The sequence below is a fragment of the Afipia dichlorophenoxyacetatis genome, assembly GCF_055386385.1.
The window spans coordinates 4726792-4742295 of the sequence record NZ_AP029250.1; the positions used below are offsets into that span (position 1 = coordinate 4726792).

A 15504-nucleotide genomic window follows, 5' to 3' on the forward strand; every position below is an offset into this window, starting at 1 on the left:
AAAACCGCCTTTTGCCGTTACTTTAGACGATTGCGTCGTCAAGCGCGGCTCTTCCTGGGAAGCGCTTTTGCAGCGCTGTCACAATTTGTTTCATACGCGAACCGAGCGACCCCTTGACCATAATGGCGTCGCCTACGCCAATCGCCGCCACAACCTGCGATTCTAGTGCAGCCGAATGCTCGGCATAGCCGCCCTTCTTGCCGGAAGGAAGAGCCTCCCAGAGATGACGCATCAGCGGACCGCAACAAAAGACGGCGTCGATGTTGTTGGCCGCGATCGGCCCGGCCAGATCGCGATGCAAATCGGGGCTGGTCGGCCCTAGTTCGAGCATATCGCCTAGCACCGCAATGCGTCGGCCACGGGAGCCGACCTCGGCGTGTCCAAGCACAGTAATGGCAGCCGCCATGGACGCCGGATTGGCGTTGTAGCTTTCGTCGATCAGGGTCGCCGTGCCATCTGCAAGCTCAAGCGTCTCCCGCACCCCGCGCCCGGTTGCCGGCTTCATGCCAGACAGAGCAATGGCGGAAAGCGCAAGGTCCGCTCCGACAAACGAGGCCGCAGCGAGGACCGCGAGCGAATTCATCGCCATATGCCGGCCCGGCACGCCAATCTTGTACGTCACGTCTTGTTTCAGAATCTCCGCATGAACCGCGGAGCATGTTGAACGCAGCGCCACATCGATGAGACGCGCGTCCGCTTTTGCGTCAGTTCCGAACGAGACAATGCGCGAGATGCCGGCTTTTTCCGCGCTTTGTTTCAGCCGCGCGAATTGCGAATTGTCCAAATTGAGGACCGCTGCACCACCCGGCTCAACACCAGAAAAGATTTCGGCCTTGGCATCGGCAATGGCCTCGATGCCGGAAAAGAATTCCAGATGGACCGGCTCGACCGTGGTGATGATGGCCACGTGCGGCCGCACCATTTTAACGAGCGGTTCGATTTCGCCCGCGTGGTTCATCCCGATTTCGAAGATCGCGAATTTGGCCGATGCCGGGCAGCGCGCCAACGACAGCGGCACGCCCCAGTGATTGTTGAACGAAGCGACCGATGCATGGGTTTCACCCTGCGCGCTGAACACCGTGCGCAATGCTTCCTTGGTGGAGGTCTTGCCGACAGAACCCGTCACCGCGATCACCTTGGCGCCGAGCCGCGCACGGGAGGCATGCGCGAGGTCCACCAGACCAGCCAACACATCCGGCACCACCAACAGCGGAAGGTTATCGGCAAATTTCGCGCGATGCGTCTCCGCAATCACGGCCAATCCCGCACCGTTCTTCAATGCGGCTTCGACAAAATCATGTCCGTCATGCACATCGCCCTTGATGGCGAAGTAAGCCTCGCCCGGCGTCACGGTGCGGCTGTCGATGGAAATGCCTGAAATAGCTTCCGGCAACGCACCGCAACGCGCGGCACGCATGGCGTCCGCCATCGCAGAACTCGTCCAGAGAGCTTGGTTCGTCATGCGGCATGCTCCGCCAGAGCCGCCGCCGCGGCTTCATGATCACTGAATGGCAACACTTTATCTCCAACGATCTGTCCCGTCTCGTGACCTTTGCCTGCGATCAGCAGTGCATCGCCCCTTTGAAGACCCGCGATCGCCGCGCGGATCGCCTCTGCGCGGTCGCCAATCTCTTTTGCGCCTTTCGCCGCGGCCATGATCGCAGCGCGGATCGACGCGGGATTTTCCGAACGGGGATTGTCGTCGGTGACGATGACAGTGTCGGCGCCTTCCGCGGCAATCGCTCCCATGAGCGGGCGCTTGCCGGCGTCGCGATCGCCGCCTGCCCCGAACACCACAACGAGTCTTTGTTTGGCGTAAGGGCGCAAGGCTTCGAGGGCCTTGGCCAGCGCGTCAGGTTTGTGCGCGTAATCGACGAACACCGGCGCACCATTGCGCTCACCAACGAGTTCAAGCCGGCCCGGCGCGCCTTCAAGGTGTTCAATAGCAGCAAACACCTCGTCGGCGTTGCCGCCAGTCGCGAGCGCGAGACCGGCCGACACCAAAGAATTTTCGATCTGAAATTCACCGACCAACGGCAGGCGCAGTGTGCGTCTCCGCCCGTCATGCTCGATTGTCAGCTTCTGCGCGAATCCGTCGATTGATACATCGATCAACCGGATGCCGTCGCCCTTTCGGCCAACATTGATCATGCGCAGCTTGCGCGCGCGCGCCGCGTCATGGACGGCCTGCGAATGCTCGTGATCGGCGGCAATTACCGCCGCACCGCCATCGACAACCAAATCGGTGAACAGCCGCAGCTTCGCCGAGAGATAATGTTGAACCGTCGGATGATAATCCATGTGGTCGCGCGACAGGTTCGTGAAGGCACCTGCGTTGATGCGCACACCATCAAGTCGATGTTGATCAAGGCCATGAGACGACGCCTCAAGCGCCAGATGCGTGACGCCTTCACCCGCTAGTTCGTCAAGCGAACGATGCAATGCGATCGGGTCCGGCGTCGTCAAGGAGCCATAGATCGTGCGTTTCGGCGACACCAAGCCGATGGTGCCGATGCTGGCGGAAGGATGACCAAGGTGCTGCCATATCTGGCGCGTGAACGCGGCGACGGACGTCTTGCCGCTTGTGCCCGTCACGGCTGCGATTGTCTGCGGTTGGAGCGGATAAAATCTGGCGGCGGCCAGAGCCAGCGCACGGCGCGGATTTGACACGGCAATGAACGGCACACGCTCATCGTCCACTGGGCGCCGGTCGCTCACGACGGCAGCCGCACCCGATGCGATCGCTTGATCGATGAAACGCGTACCGTCCGTCTTGACGCCGGCCAAAGCAAAGAAAACGTCGCCGGGTTTCACCGTGCGACTGTCAACGGCAATTCCGCTGACGGCGACATCATTGTGTCGCGCGTCAACCACGGCATCCCCGCTGAAAAGGTCGCGCAGTTTCATGCTACCCCAGTGTCCTGAATCATCGTCTATTCGGCCGGCGCAAAAGCAAGCCCAGAGCGCTTACCGGCTATCTCTCGATGTCGCAAGAATAAGGCGGTCGGACGGCGGCAAATCGAACCGGGGGGTGATACCCAGGAGCGGCGCGATCCGCTCGATCACCTTTCCTCCGGTCGGCACCGCGTTCCAACCCGACGTAATGAAACCATGGGTTTCCGGCAAGGCTTGCGGCTCATCCAGCATGATAAGGAGCTGATACCGGGGGTTATCCGCCGGGAGAATAGCCGTGAAGGAATTCAGCACCCGCTTTTTGGCATAGCGGCCGTTGACGACCTTCTCGGCGGTGCCGGTCTTACCGCCGATGTAATAGCCTTTGACATCGGCCTTTTTCGCGGTGCCGACCTCAGCATTGAGGCGCATCAAGAAGCGCATCTTCTCGCTGGTGTCGGAGCGGATGACCCGTTTGGCGAGGGCCATCGCTTCCTTCTCAGAACGTTTGAGGAATGTCGGCGGGATCAGGTAGCCGCCATTTGCCAGCGCGTTGATGCCCATCACAGCCTGAAGGGGCGCAACGGCGATGCCGTGCCCGAAGGAGATGGTCACGGTGTTCAATTCGCCCCAGCGACGCGGCAGCAGCGGCGAGGCGCTTTCCGGCAGCTCGGTGCGCAGCCGCACCAGCTGTCCCATCTTGCCGAGAAACGCCTTGTGCGCCTCGACGCCTTGCGCCAGCGCGATACGCGCGGCACCGACGTTCGACGAATACGTAAAGACCTCTTTCGTACTGATGAAACGGCCCATCGCATGGTCGTCATGGATCGTGAACTTGCCGTAGTGCAGCGGTCCACGCGCATCCCACATCGAGTTGAGATTGGCCTTGCCGGAATCCAGCGCCATTGCCAGCGTAAAGGCCTTGAAGGTCGACCCCATCTCGTACACGCCGGTGGTTAGGCGGTTGATCCGGTCCGGATCATTGGCTTCGCGCGGGTTGTTGGGATCGAAATCCGGCAAAGATACCATCGCCACCACCTCGCCCGTGCGCACATCGCTGACGATGCCGGAAGCGGCCTTGGCGCGGAACTTGTCCTTGGCCTTCATCAGTTCGTCGCGCAACGCGTGCTCGACCCGCAAGTCGACCGAGAGCTGGACTGGTTCTTGCTGGCGATCGGTGGCGAAGCCTGCGCGGTGCAGATCGGCCAGGCCGTTGTTATCCAGCCATTTCTCGATGCCGGCGATGCCCTGGTTGTCGACGTTCACCAGCCCGATCAGATGCGAGACTTCGGCGCCAGTTGGATAGACGCGCTTGTTTTCGCGCAGGAAGCCAATTCCAGGAATGCCGAGGCGATAAATGTCCTTCTGCTGCTGCGGCGTAATTTCACGCTTCAGCCAGACGAATCCCTTTTTCGACGACAAACGATCGCGCACCTCACCTGCATCGACATCTGGCAGTGTCGCAGTGAGAAGTTCGATGGCCTCATCCTTGTCGATGATCCGGCGCGGTTCGCCGAACAGCGATGGGGTCTTGACGTCAGTCGCGAGAATTGCGCCGTTGCGGTCGACGATGTCCGGCCTCGCGGTCGCGATGGCGTCCTGCGCGGCTGTCCGGCGCGTGCCATGACTGTCGCCCACGACTGCGAACATGACAAGACGTCCCGCGATGATCGAAAAGACCGCGGCGAATGCGATCATGGCGAGGCCAACGCGTGCGCGCGCCTTCGCAGAGCGATCGACATTGCGTCCATAGAGAAGCGTACGGATAAGCCGCTGCCGCCAGGGCTCGGCTGGACGTGCGGTGGGTAGAGCGTGATCTGTCACCGCTTACCTCCCGGCGACGGGATCGAACCCGTGATGGTGTCACGATCACGGTCGCCGCCCACGAGCGCCTCCTGATCGACACTTTCGATCATCGAACCGATCGGGTCAGGATCACCCGGCTTCACGAAGCTTGGCGGACGTGGCGGCAGATTCTTCAAAGAATCGTATTGTGTCGCCTGGATCGGCTGCAGTGTCAGATGACGGGAGGCAAGACCTTGCAAGCGAGCCGGCGAATCCAACTTGGCCCATTCCGACCGGAGTGCTGCAATGGCATCGCGCTGCTCACGGATGTCGGCGCGCAGCCGCAATACCTTCTCGGTGCGCACCGTCGAATCCATCTTGATGCGGTAGACATAGGCTGCCGCGAAGACCAGCGCGCAGATGACGAAGAGGTGGACGATCCGCATTGATCAGCCTCCCCTCATCACGTCGGCCAGTTGCGGCCAATCGAATGTCGCGGTTTCTGCATGGGAAGGTGCCGCGGTGCGTGCGGCAGCGCGCAGTTTTGCGGAACGCGAGCGTGGATTAGTCTCCACCTCCTCATCCTCGGCAACAACCGGCCGCTTGGTGAGAATATCGAAGCTCGGCGCAACCTGATCGACCTCGGGCAGATGCCGGGATCCACCACCGCGCCGACCGCGCTCATTGAGGAAATTCTTGACGATACGGTCCTCGAGCGAGTGGAACGAGACGACGACCAGCCGGCCGCCAGGTTTCAGCATCTGCTCCGCGCCGACCAGCGCGGCATGCAGCTCGTCCAGCTCCTCGTTGACGAATATCCGCAGCGCTTGAAACGTGCGCGTGGCGGGGTGGATCTCGTTCGGCTTGCTGCGCACCACCCGCGCAACGATATCGGCAAGCGCACGCGTGGTGGTAATCGGGGCTTCCCGCCGGGCCGCGACGATGGCCCGCGCAACGGCGCGCGAATGGCGCTCCTCGCCGAAGATATAAATAATGTTGGCGAGGTCGCTCTCGGACGCCTTCGCAATCACATCGGCCGCAGTCGGACCGTCCTGGCCCATCCGCATGTCGAGAGGGCCGTTGAAGCGGAACGAAAAGCCCCGTTCGGACTGATCGAGCTGCATGGATGACACACCGACGTCCATGACGATGCCATCGACGGCGGTTAGTCCCTGTGCGCTGCAAACGTCCGCCAGATTGGAAAAACGGTCTTCCACCAGGGTCAGTCGGCCATTGGACTGGTCCACCAGGTCAAATCCGGCGGCAATCGCCGTCCGGTCGCGGTCGATCGCAACCACCCGGGTGCCTGGAACCTTGAGAATGGCTCGGCTGTAGCCGCCTGCCCCGAAGGTCGCGTCGACATAAACGCCGCCATCACGGGGGGCGAGGTAATCCACAGCTTCGCGGCCAAGCACCGGGACGTGAGGAACGAATTCATGATCAGCGGCCATGTCACAGCCTCCCCTGCGAAATGGGGTCGCGTGCCATCCGAGCGTAACAGAGCGGTCGCCGCCGTCCCGTCCCGACAACCCAAGGCTTGCTCGTTGGCTGGCCCAGATCATTCTGAACGCGGAGGTACTCGCGATAACTCGTCGCAAATTTGAGGTTCCGCATGGGATTCTATGGCCAGCCATGAGGTATTGCGCACCGAAGAACTTCAGTCGCCCCAGTTGCTGACGCGACTCTTCAATCCTCCAGTAGCGGCAGTTATCGTTAAGGAATCGTTGACGACACGAATCCAGTTTTTCACAATGATTTGGCGCAACCGTGCCATGCGCATTGCCTTGTGTAGAAACGGCTCTCGGACGACCCTGACGGATTGAATTGGAACCGAGCAAGGGTTCATTAGTGGCTTGTGCCCTTACTCTTGCCTGCTTTGGGTTTTCAGATGACTCAAGGATCGTTTGCGTCTGTTGGATTTGATTCGAAGCGTCAGCGTCCCTTTCCAAGAGGATTTCAAGCTGACATGCAGAGTTTCGTGCCGGACTCGTCCGTCGTATCGACCGTCACACCTTCGCCAAACTACGGGGAGCGCAAGGGCATCACGTCCCCCGACATGATCGTGCTGCATTACACCGGCATGGCCGATGCTGCAGGTGCACTCGTGCGGCTGTGCACGCCCGGCACGGAAGTTTCCGCACATTATGTCGTGCTCGAAGATGGGAACATCGTGCAATGCGTCAGGGAAGCAGCCCGCGCATGGCATGCCGGGGCCTCATCATGGGTCGGTGATTCCGACGTCAACTCGCGCTCGATCGGCATCGAAATCGTTAACCGCGGCCATGACCTCGGTTATCCAGATTTTCCCCTGCGGCAGATCGCGGCTGTGATCGCGCTCTGCAAGGGCATCATGCTGCGCCGGAACATCCCCAAGCACCGCGTCATCGGACACTCCGATGTTGCGCCGGGCCGCAAGAAGGATCCGGGCGAAAAATTCCCCTGGCGCCTCCTCGCAGACTCCGGTGTTGGTCTCTGGATTGAACCGACACCGCTCGTTCGCAGCGAACACAAGATGCTCGGCGCCAGCGGCGACGAAGTGCTGACGATGCAACGGAAGCTCGCGAGCTTCGGATACGGCGTCCCGCTCACCGGACAGTATGACGGTCAGACGATGGATGTGGTCGCGGCATTCCAGCGCCACTATCGACCCGAGCGCGTTGACGGCATCGCGGACTTCTCGACATTGAAGACGCTGGACGATCTGCTCGCCGCACTTCCAAAGGAAGTTGCGACAGCTTGATTGGTTATCTGTCTTAATTGAGCTCGGATAGCCGTCGCAGATAAAGCCGTCGGAGCGGATCGAGCTTGGTCACTTCAAGCGCCTGCGCGTAAGCCGCGCGCGCCTCATCGAACCGCTTCAGCCGTCGAAACAAATCCGCCCTTACAGCGGGCAATAAAGTGTAGCCGGATAATGCCCCGCGCGCGTCAAGCGCATCGACCAGCTCCAGCGCCTTTGCCGGTCCATCGACCATGGAAACGGCGGCGGCGTGGTTAAGCTCAACCACAGGCGATGGGGCAATCCGCATCAGCACCGCGTAAAGCCCCGCAATCTGTGGCCAGTCAGTCTCCGCAAAACTTGGGGCACGCGCGTGAAGCGCTGCGATGGCGCCCTGAACCGCATAAGCGTCGGGCCGGCCCGGAACCGATAACGCATCCTCGACCAATTGCAGCCCCTCCGCGATCTGGGCCCGATCCCATCGCGAACGGTCCTGATGCTCCAGCAGCACGATATCACCCTCGCTCGTCCCCCGACTGGATCGCCGTGCATCGTGCAACAACATCAAACCGAGCAAGCCTTTGATGCCGTTGTGTCCCTGCATGAGGTGATCAAGCAGACGGCATAACCGGATCGCCTCACGCGCGAGATCAAGGCGCATGAGGTCTTCGCCTGCGGTGGCGGAATAACCTTCGTTGAAGACGAGGTAGATCACCGTGAGGGCCCCGCGGAGACGGGATTCGAGTTGGTCGCGCTGCGGCACCTCATATGGGATTCCCGCGACCCGAATTTTCTCCTTGGCCCGGACAAGACGCCGGGCCATGGCGTCTTCGCTGACCAGAAACGCACGTGCGATCTCCGCGGTGGACAGGCCGCAAATCGTCTTCAAGGTCAAAGCAACTTGAATCTCGATTGCAAAGGCTGGATGGCAGCAGATGAAGATCAGCCGCAATGCATCGTCATCCAGCACGGCGTCCTGATCAGGTTCATCGATGCCCGCAGGACTCGCGCCACATTCGATCTCGTGGACAATTTGATCCTGTTTCGCACGAAACGTGGCCTGGCGGCGAATACGATCAATGGCCTTGTTGCGTCCGACATTGACGAGCCACGCACGCGGGTTGGACGGTATGCCATCCGTTGGCCAGCGTTGTAGCGCTGCGACGAATGCCTCCTGCAAGACGTCCTCGGCGAGGTCGAAATCACGGAGAACACGGATCAGCGTCGCAAGCGCGCGGCCCGCTTCATCGCGAAATATTGGCTCCACCTCGCCAGGCGTCATTTTACATCTGATAAATGGACCGGACCTCGACAGAGCCCATCCTTGCGGACGGAATTCGCGCCGCGATTCCAAGCGCAGTATCGAGATCCTTGGCCTCTACCATGTAGTACCCAGCGAGTTGCTCATGGGTCTCGGCGAACGGTCCATCGGTTGTGAGGGTCTTGCCATCCCGGACTCTCACTGTCGTCGCCGTATTGGTCGGATGCAGCCGGTCACCGCCCTTGAAGTGACCGCTTTGAACGATTGACTGGGTGAATACGCTAAATTCCGCTGTCATGTCCTTGGCCTGAGCCTCGGTCATTTTTGCGGCCTCGGCTTCGTTTCGATAGATCAGCAACAAATATTGCATCTCAGACACTCCCTCGACTGAACCGGCGCCATCCGCCGTCCCTCTTCAGACGAGCAGGCTGCCCGAGGAACGACATCTTCAGGATAGTTTATTTTCCGCCCCAACTGCCCTGCAATTTGCTTGACGTGCCGATCCGGAACGCTCATGTCCTCCCTCGTCAGTCGGCCGGACGGCCGCTCCGGCAAGGATCGAAAGGTCGCCGGGGAGGAAAGTCCGGGCTCCATCGACATACGGTGCCGGATAACGTCCGGCGGGGGCGACCCCAGGGAAAGTGCCACAGAGAATGAACCGCCCTGTCTTCGGACCGGGTAAGGGTGAAAAGGTGCGGTAAGAGCGCACCGCGTTTCCGGCAACGGAAACGGCATGGCAAACCACACCGGGAGCAAAACCGAATAGGGACGGCAACGCGGAAAGTTCGCTTTCGGGCGATAACTCCGCAGGGCGATGTCAGGCTCGCTGTCCGGGTAGGTTGCTTGAGGCGCAGGGTAACTTGCGTCCCAGAGGAATGGCCGTCACGTCTGTCTGGTGCGAACCATTCAGGCCCTACAGAACCCGGCTTATAGGCTGGCTGATACCTGATAGACGCGCGATCTTTTTGAGATCCTGCGATGACAACGAGGGGTTCGGCGCAACACGCCGGACCCCTCGCCAGTTTGGAGCCCCCTGTCAGCTTGAGTGCCGCGGATTTGAAATTCTTCCGGGTGAAGCCGCAAGCCTGTGCGAACTTCGGAATCGGGACGCTAGGTCATTCCTGCCATACGGCGATGGCTATCGGGCTCGTCGTGCGAAGCATGTACGGTCCTCCGACCATGACCTCGACAACCACGATTTCAACTCCGTCTTCTCGTGAGCCGCTCGGCTTGCTGCTTGGCCTTATTGGCGTTGCGATTTTTGCCGGCACGCTGCCGGCGACGCGCATCGCTGTCTCTGCGATCGACCCGCTCGCCCTTACGGCGTCGCGAACGGCGATTGCCGGATTGTGTTCGCTGGCATTGCTCGTCGTGCTCCGGCGCTCCCTGCCGCCGCGCCATCTCTGGCTCCAGCTTACCGTCACCATGATTTGCGTCGGCATCGCGTTTCCATTTCTGATGGCAGTTGCCACGCAGACCGTCGATGCCTCGCACGGCGGTGTTGTTCTTGGAATCCTGCCCATCGCCACCGCTTTCGTTGCCGTCCTCATCACCCATGAACGGCCGAAGCCGCTGTTCTGGATTGCATCCGTCATTGGCGCAGCATTGGTCATCACCTTCGCCCTGCGTCAGGGAGGCGGTGCATTGTCAACCGGAGACCTCCTGCTGTTTGTGGCCGTTGCTGTCGCAGCTGTCGGCTACGCTTTCTCCGGACGGCTGACGGCATCGATGCCGGGTTGGGAAGTTATCAGTTGGGTGCTGGTGATCGCACTACCAATTTCGCTGCCGGCCGCGGCGCTGACCATGCCGGCCGATGTCGCAAGCATCCCGCTCAAGCCGTGGCTCGCGCTATTATACGTCGCACTCTTCTCGCAATGGATCGGCTTCTTCGCCTGGAACGCCGGAATGGCGATGGGCGGCATCACGCGCGTCTCGCAAACGCAGTTGATGCAGCCGTTCTTCACATTCATCCTGGCGGCGCTGTTCAACGGCGAAGACATTACACTGCAGATCCTGCTGTTCGCCGCTGCAGTTGTCATCACCGTTGCGATCAGTTCGCGCGTTCGCGTCCGGCGGTAGCCCGCCGAATGCGCCTAGTGTCGCGGTTCCGAAGTCCGCATCATTCGTGCAGCAAGTCCGGAATGCGGACTTCAGAACCAAAGCCACACCAGAATAATAACTTGCTAGAGTCCTTCAATTCCTAAGTTCGCAGACGAACGAGCAGCGGAATGATGCGAACTTCGGAATCGGGACTCTAGCCGATTTCGCTGCCCACAAGATTCCTGTCGCTGTCCCAAAAATGGATCGTCAGCAAGCCGGATCGACCACGGATGTCTGTTTCAACAGGATCGCTCAAACTGCCGCATACGAGCAGCGCATTATCGGAACCAGCTGCGCGAAGCAGATCATCGCTTAGCGCGAGTTCAACACCTCGCTTGGCCGCAACCTCCATCAATCGGCTCGCAACATTCACTGTGTCACCCGTCGCCGTGATGTGCTGATAGCTTCCACCACCAAGCCGCGACGCAACGATCGTCCCGAAATGCGCACCGACCTTGAAGCCGATGCGTGAAGCGATGGACGGCGCCAGCGAAGCGAGCCATTTCTCTGTGCCATAACACAGATTGACACAGCAGCGGACTGTGTTGGCGGGATCCTCGATTTTCGGTTCCGGCAATCCAAACAAGATCATTGCCCCATCCCCCATGAAACTCGTGATCACGCCGCCGTTGGCGACGGCTTCCCTGTCGATCAATGCATGGAAAGATTTCAACAGTTCGCGTGTGTCATTCGGCTCAAGCGTTTCAGTGAGCGCCGTGAATCCAGACAGATCAATGAACACGATCCCTGCGTTCTGCTGTCTCGGCTCCGCGAGAAAATCCGGGTGCCGGGTCAGCCATTCGCGCACGATCGGCGCTTGGAATTGTTGCAGGAGATCGCTTTTCGTCGCGAAATACTGCGCGCTCTTTCGGTCCTGCCAGATCTGTACTGCGCCAAACAGCAAGGCAGGAGGAATGGTCGCAGCCATGGGAAGCGCCGCGCTCATCCAAATGCCGTGCGAGAACGCAACAGAATTGACCACCAACCAGGAGATGGCGACGGCTGCGATCGCGAACAGGCCAAGCGCGCTGCGGCGCCACGCAAGCAACCCGACGATGAGCATCGGCAATCCCACCGCGATCCCGGCGTCGATCCACCGGACGGAGCGGTCCCGCACAATGCCGTCCCCCGTCATGATCTGCGAGATGGCTGTGGAGATCACTTCCACTCCGGGCAATACCGAGTCGAACGGCGTGGGAAAAACGTCACCGCCTCCAGTGACCGTCGCCCCGATCACCACAATCCGATCACGGACAGCATCACTAGCGATCTGATTGTTCAACACCGATGCGGCACTGACCGTCCGGATCGTGCCGCGCGGACCGTAAAACGTCAGAGGCAGCACATGGCTCACGTCGGTGCGGATCGAACGGCCAGCCAATGTCAGACGATTGGCTTCGATGCCGGGGTCCGCTGCTGAGGCGATGGTCGCAACACGCAACGGCAGGGAGGCTTCAACGCGATCGCCCGCTCTGAAAAACATCGGAACGAAGCGGGGCGTTCCGTTCCGATCGGTCGCGACATTCACAACTCCGACAGCAGCGCGGTCCGCAAATCTTGGCAGCGGCAACAGAAACCGGTCTGCGCTTGGCACGCCGGCGAGCGGTCCATCCTTCTCGCCGCTGATCCACTGCTTGCCTTCGCCAAATACAGCGGCTCCGGCAATCACACTTGAGGTCTGACCGAGCGACTGCTCAAGCGCCTGATCACCGGCTTCTTGCCCCGGATCGACAAACAACAAATCGACCACGATCACTTTCGGATCAAACCGGGCGATTCCATCGATAATTTTCGCAAGCGCGGCACGAGGAAGAGGATAGCCACCTTGCTCGCGGACCACCTCGTCATCGATTGCAACAATAGTGACGAGATCCGGCGCCGGCATTTTGCCGCGCACGATTGTCCGAAGATCGGTCATCGTCGCTTCGATGCGATCGAGAAACCACGCATCACCGCGCAAGTGAATAAAGCTCAGGCCCGCTCCCCACAGGCCTGCCAACACCAGCGCGATGAGCGTCTGAAGCGCCCTGCTGCTCATCCTGTACTTACTGGCCGAGCCGCGCCAGCAACGCCGCGGCCCGTTCCGGAGGCCAGCGCTTGACGGTCAATGGACCTGCTCCGCTGTCCACATCGACTCCCTCGCCAGGACCGAGGGTCACGCCCCGGCCGGCTGAGGGCCTTCTGACGGCGACCTTGCCCCTGACAACAAAAACAGATGTCTTGTCTGCGGCAACATCGACAGCCCATTTCGTACCGCGCACAGCGGCGATGGCCTGTGGCGTGATCACCTGAAAGCCTGCCCTGCCCCGCGCCTTAGGCGCATCAACCAACAAGGCCTTGCTTCCAAGATTGGCCGCATCGATTTGGCCATTTTTGTCGCGATCGAGAAGCGTGTATTGCGCACCACCTTCAGCAACAATTGTGACGTTGGGCTCGCAGCGCAAGGTCTGCTGCCCCGTCAGCAAGATCCGCTCCATGACACAACCCGGGGCGACCTGTTGCTGCGCCAGAGCGTCCCCCATCCAGAACATACCGAGAAGAACAACGTTCAATAGATAAAGAAAACGTCTACCCGCCGATAACATCATATTGCTCCTTCTACGTGCGCCGGAATCCCATGGCGCCGGAAAATCCCAATTCAATTTCCGAGATTGAGCGCAATAAGTGGCTTTTTATAGCTGGAAAGATCGGCGCCCCCGAAGACAAAAGCGGGGTGCGCCACCGACGCACCCCGTTAGCTTTTGGTCTAGAGGCCGCATTACTCCGCCGCGAGCATCCGATCGAGATCGAGGACCTGCCGCTCGAACAGCGCACGATAGATGCCGCCGGACCGCTGGGCGAGCGTGGTATGCGTGCCCTCCTCGACGATCCGGCCGCGATCGAAGACCAGAAGTCGATCAAGGCTCCGCACTGTCGACAGCCGGTGTGCAATCACGATCGCGGTACGGCCCTGGATCAGGCGATCCATCGCCTCCTGAACCAGCGCCTCCGATTCCGAGTCAAGGCTGGATGTGGCTTCGTCCAGGATCAGGATCGGCGCGTCGGCAAGGAACGCACGTGCCAGTGCCACCCGCTGACGTTCGCCGCCCGACAGCTTCACCCCGCGCTCACCGACAAGCGTATCGTAACGCTTCGGCATGCGGACGATGAAGTCATGCGCATTAGCCAAGCGCGCAGCCTCCTCGATCTGCGCCAGACTGGCGCCAGGCCGGCCATAAGCGATGTTCTCAGCGAGCGACCGATGAAACAGGATCGGCTCCTGCTGCACGATAGCAATCTGACTGCGAAGCGACTCCTGCGTCGCCTTTGCGACATCCTGCCCGTCGATCAAAATATGGCCGCCAGTCGCATCATACAGACGCTGCACAAGCTTGACGAAGGTGGTCTTGCCTGAGCCTGAGCGTCCCACCAGACCGACCCGCTCACCGGGTTTGATGTTGACCGACAACCGGTCGTAAAGCGGCGTGTCGTGTCCACGATAGTGAAACGTTACATCGTCGAACGCGATATTGCCGCCGGACACCTTAATGGGTGTCGCATCGGGCGCATCGGCGATTCCGATAGCCTCGTCATGGATGGCAACCAGTTCCTCCATGTCGTTGACCGAACGCTGCAGGTGGTTGATGTGCATGCCGATGTCCGCAAGATAGCCGTGGATCACGAAGTAGCTCGTCAACACATAGGCCACATCGCCAGCCGTTGCGCGCCCGGCCGTCCAAAGCAGCAGCGCTCCACCGATGACCGTCACACGCACGCCAAGGAGCACAGCGAGCTGCGCTGTCCCCACATAGTTGTAACGAAACCATGTTCGATTGGCCCGCCGCCGCCATTTGCGGAGGACTCCGCCCAGCCTCTCGTCTTCGCGCACTTCGGCCCCGAAAGACTTGACCACGGCATTACAGGTCAGCGCATCCGCAAGCGTAGCACCAACCTTGGTGTCCAAAGCATTTGACAGGCGCCCCGCCGGCGCGATGTAGCGCGTCGTCAGCAGCACGGTCATGACGATGTAGAGGACCGAACCGATGGCGATGGCAGCGCCGAGGATGGGCCAGTACCAGGCCAGAAGCAGCGTCGATCCCAGCAGCACGGCGAATGACGGCAGCAACGCCATCAGCAGCGTGTCGTTGAGCAGATCGAGCGCCCACATGCCGCGCGTGATCTTTCGCACCGTAGACCCGGCGAAAGTATTGGCGTGCCAATCGGTCGAAAAACGCTGCACGCGCAAGAACGCATTCCGCGCCACGTCGGACATGATGCGCAGCGTGAATGGCACAATGGCCTGCAGGCCTATGAAGTGTAGCAACATCGAGGCGAAGCCCAAGGCGACGATGATGCTGAACGCTGTTATCGCGCCATGCCGCGCGGCCGCCATGTCGGTCGCACCAAGCGTAATGGCATCAACCAAGCGGCCCGCGAACAAGGGCATGAAAACGTCTGCGACTGTTGCACCGGCCAAGCCGATGCAAACGATCGATCCGCGCAGTGGCTGATGACGCCAATGCTGGAAAACAAATGGGAGCACCGCGCGAATGGCGAGCTGCTTTTTACGAGCAAAAGTCATTGTATTTTCCGGCACGACAACCTCGCCCGGCTCCATGTCGATCGACGGAGCGATGGCGTCGCCACGCGCAAACGTCGTGAATAAGTTTCTCAGTTTGGAAATAAACAGGAGCGCAGCGCGACAGCCCGGCCCAGATCAGCTTCCAGCTCGGATTCGTGCGATTATGCTTGCGAATGAACGGCAGAAACG

Annotated in this window: 12 protein-coding genes and 1 other RNA gene; 3 read left to right on the forward strand and 10 right to left on the reverse strand. The window is 60.3% G+C overall.

Translation table 11 applies throughout. The annotated features are described in order from the left end of the window. Window positions 1–22: 22 nt before the first annotated feature. From ACZ5C3_RS22135 to rsmH, 5 genes are read right to left on the reverse strand one after another with little or no spacing between them, the layout of a single operon-like run. Entirely contained in the window at window positions 23–1462 is a 1440-nt protein-coding gene (locus tag ACZ5C3_RS22135; protein WP_464033058.1) for a UDP-N-acetylmuramoylalanyl-D-glutamyl-2,6-diaminopimelate--D-alanyl-D-alanine ligase, read from the reverse strand. Then, on the reverse strand, window positions 1459–2907 hold the full coding sequence (locus ACZ5C3_RS22140; protein WP_464033060.1) for a UDP-N-acetylmuramoyl-L-alanyl-D-glutamate--2,6-diaminopimelate ligase: 1449 nt from the start codon (window positions 2905–2907) through the stop codon (window positions 1459–1461). The genes ACZ5C3_RS22135 and ACZ5C3_RS22140 overlap by 4 nt, the downstream gene beginning before the upstream one ends. Window positions 2908–2967: 60 nt before the next feature. Then, entirely contained in the window at window positions 2968–4716 is a 1749-nt protein-coding gene (locus tag ACZ5C3_RS22145; RefSeq protein WP_464033061.1) for a peptidoglycan D,D-transpeptidase FtsI family protein, read from the reverse strand. Continuing rightward, a complete protein-coding gene (ftsL, locus tag ACZ5C3_RS22150) occupies window positions 4713–5123 on the reverse strand; it encodes a cell division protein FtsL (protein WP_464033063.1) in 411 nt (136 codons plus the stop codon). Before ftsL ends, ACZ5C3_RS22145 begins: the two co-directional genes overlap by 4 nt. Window positions 5124–5126: 3 nt before the next feature. Continuing rightward, window positions 5127–6128: a 16S rRNA (cytosine(1402)-N(4))-methyltransferase RsmH gene (rsmH, locus tag ACZ5C3_RS22155; protein WP_464033065.1), complete on the reverse strand. Its 1002-nt coding sequence runs from the start codon at window positions 6126–6128 to the stop codon at window positions 5127–5129. A gap of 515 nt (window positions 6129–6643) precedes the next feature. Between rsmH and ACZ5C3_RS22160 the strand changes: the two genes are divergently transcribed. Beyond that, window positions 6644–7417, forward strand: a complete 774-nt coding sequence (locus ACZ5C3_RS22160; protein WP_464033066.1) for an N-acetylmuramoyl-L-alanine amidase — start codon at window positions 6644–6646, stop codon at window positions 7415–7417. Between the two features lie 13 nt (window positions 7418–7430). Here the strand turns inward: ACZ5C3_RS22160 and ACZ5C3_RS22165 are convergent, their stop codons facing one another. Together ACZ5C3_RS22165 and ACZ5C3_RS22170 are read right to left on the reverse strand one after the other, a co-directional pair. Then, entirely contained in the window at window positions 7431–8675 is a 1245-nt protein-coding gene (locus ACZ5C3_RS22165; RefSeq protein ID WP_464044278.1) for an RNA polymerase sigma factor, read from the reverse strand. Between the two features lies 1 nt (window position 8676). Next, on the reverse strand, window positions 8677–9024 hold the full coding sequence (locus tag ACZ5C3_RS22170) for a YciI family protein (RefSeq protein ID WP_464033068.1): 348 nt from the start codon (window positions 9022–9024) through the stop codon (window positions 8677–8679). A gap of 157 nt (window positions 9025–9181) precedes the next feature. Here ACZ5C3_RS22170 and rnpB point away from each other — a divergent pair. Together rnpB and ACZ5C3_RS22180 are read left to right on the forward strand one after the other, a co-directional pair. After that, window positions 9182–9600: RNase P RNA component class A (gene rnpB, locus ACZ5C3_RS22175), an RNA gene on the forward strand. A 95-nt stretch (window positions 9601–9695) separates the two neighbouring features. After that, window positions 9696–10733 (forward strand): DMT family transporter, encoded by a 1038-nt coding sequence (locus ACZ5C3_RS22180; protein ID WP_464033070.1) that lies wholly within the window; start codon window positions 9696–9698, stop codon window positions 10731–10733. Window positions 10734–10908: 175 nt separating this feature from the next. Here ACZ5C3_RS22180 and ACZ5C3_RS22185 read toward each other — a convergent pair whose 3' ends face one another. From ACZ5C3_RS22185 to ACZ5C3_RS22195, 3 genes are all read right to left on the reverse strand, one after another. Then, window positions 10909–12792 carry a CHASE2 domain-containing protein gene (locus ACZ5C3_RS22185; RefSeq protein ID WP_464033072.1) on the reverse strand — a complete coding sequence of 628 codons (1884 nt, stop codon included), beginning with the start codon at window positions 12790–12792 and terminating at the stop codon, window positions 10909–10911. Between the two features lie 7 nt (window positions 12793–12799). Beyond that, the gene (locus ACZ5C3_RS22190; protein ID WP_464044796.1) at window positions 12800–13339 is read right to left on the reverse strand and encodes a FecR domain-containing protein; all 540 of its coding nucleotides are present in this window, start codon (window positions 13337–13339) and stop codon (window positions 12800–12802) included. Window positions 13340–13512: 173 nt separating this feature from the next. Continuing rightward, complete coding sequence (locus tag ACZ5C3_RS22195; RefSeq protein WP_464033074.1) at window positions 13513–15315, reverse strand: ABC transporter ATP-binding protein; 1803 nt, start codon at window positions 15313–15315, stop codon at window positions 13513–13515. Window positions 15316–15504 lie beyond the last annotated feature (189 nt).

Excerpts from the sequence above, each read along its gene's own strand:
- ACZ5C3_RS22135 (WP_464033058.1), bottom strand. The coding sequence starts at position 1,462 with ATGACGAACCAAGCTCTCTGGACGAGTTCTGCGATGGCGGACGCCATG.
- ACZ5C3_RS22140 (WP_464033060.1), bottom strand. The coding sequence starts at position 2,907 with ATGAAACTGCGCGACCTTTTCAGCGGGGATGCCGTGGTTGACGCGCGA.
- ftsL (WP_464033063.1), bottom strand. The coding sequence starts at position 5,123 with ATGCGGATCGTCCACCTCTTCGTCATCTGCGCGCTGGTCTTCGCGGCA.
- rsmH (WP_464033065.1), bottom strand. The coding sequence starts at position 6,128 with ATGGCCGCTGATCATGAATTCGTTCCTCACGTCCCGGTGCTTGGCCGC.
- ACZ5C3_RS22160 (WP_464033066.1), top strand. The coding sequence starts at position 6,644 with ATGCAGAGTTTCGTGCCGGACTCGTCCGTCGTATCGACCGTCACACCT.
- ACZ5C3_RS22165 (WP_464044278.1), bottom strand. The coding sequence starts at position 8,675 with ATGACGCCTGGCGAGGTGGAGCCAATATTTCGCGATGAAGCGGGCCGC.
- ACZ5C3_RS22170 (WP_464033068.1), bottom strand. The coding sequence starts at position 9,024 with ATGCAATATTTGTTGCTGATCTATCGAAACGAAGCCGAGGCCGCAAAA.
- ACZ5C3_RS22185 (WP_464033072.1), bottom strand. The coding sequence starts at position 12,792 with ATGAGCAGCAGGGCGCTTCAGACGCTCATCGCGCTGGTGTTGGCAGGC.
- ACZ5C3_RS22190 (WP_464044796.1), bottom strand. The coding sequence starts at position 13,339 with ATGTTATCGGCGGGTAGACGTTTTCTTTATCTATTGAACGTTGTTCTT.
- ACZ5C3_RS22195 (WP_464033074.1), bottom strand. The coding sequence starts at position 15,315 with ATGACTTTTGCTCGTAAAAAGCAGCTCGCCATTCGCGCGGTGCTCCCA.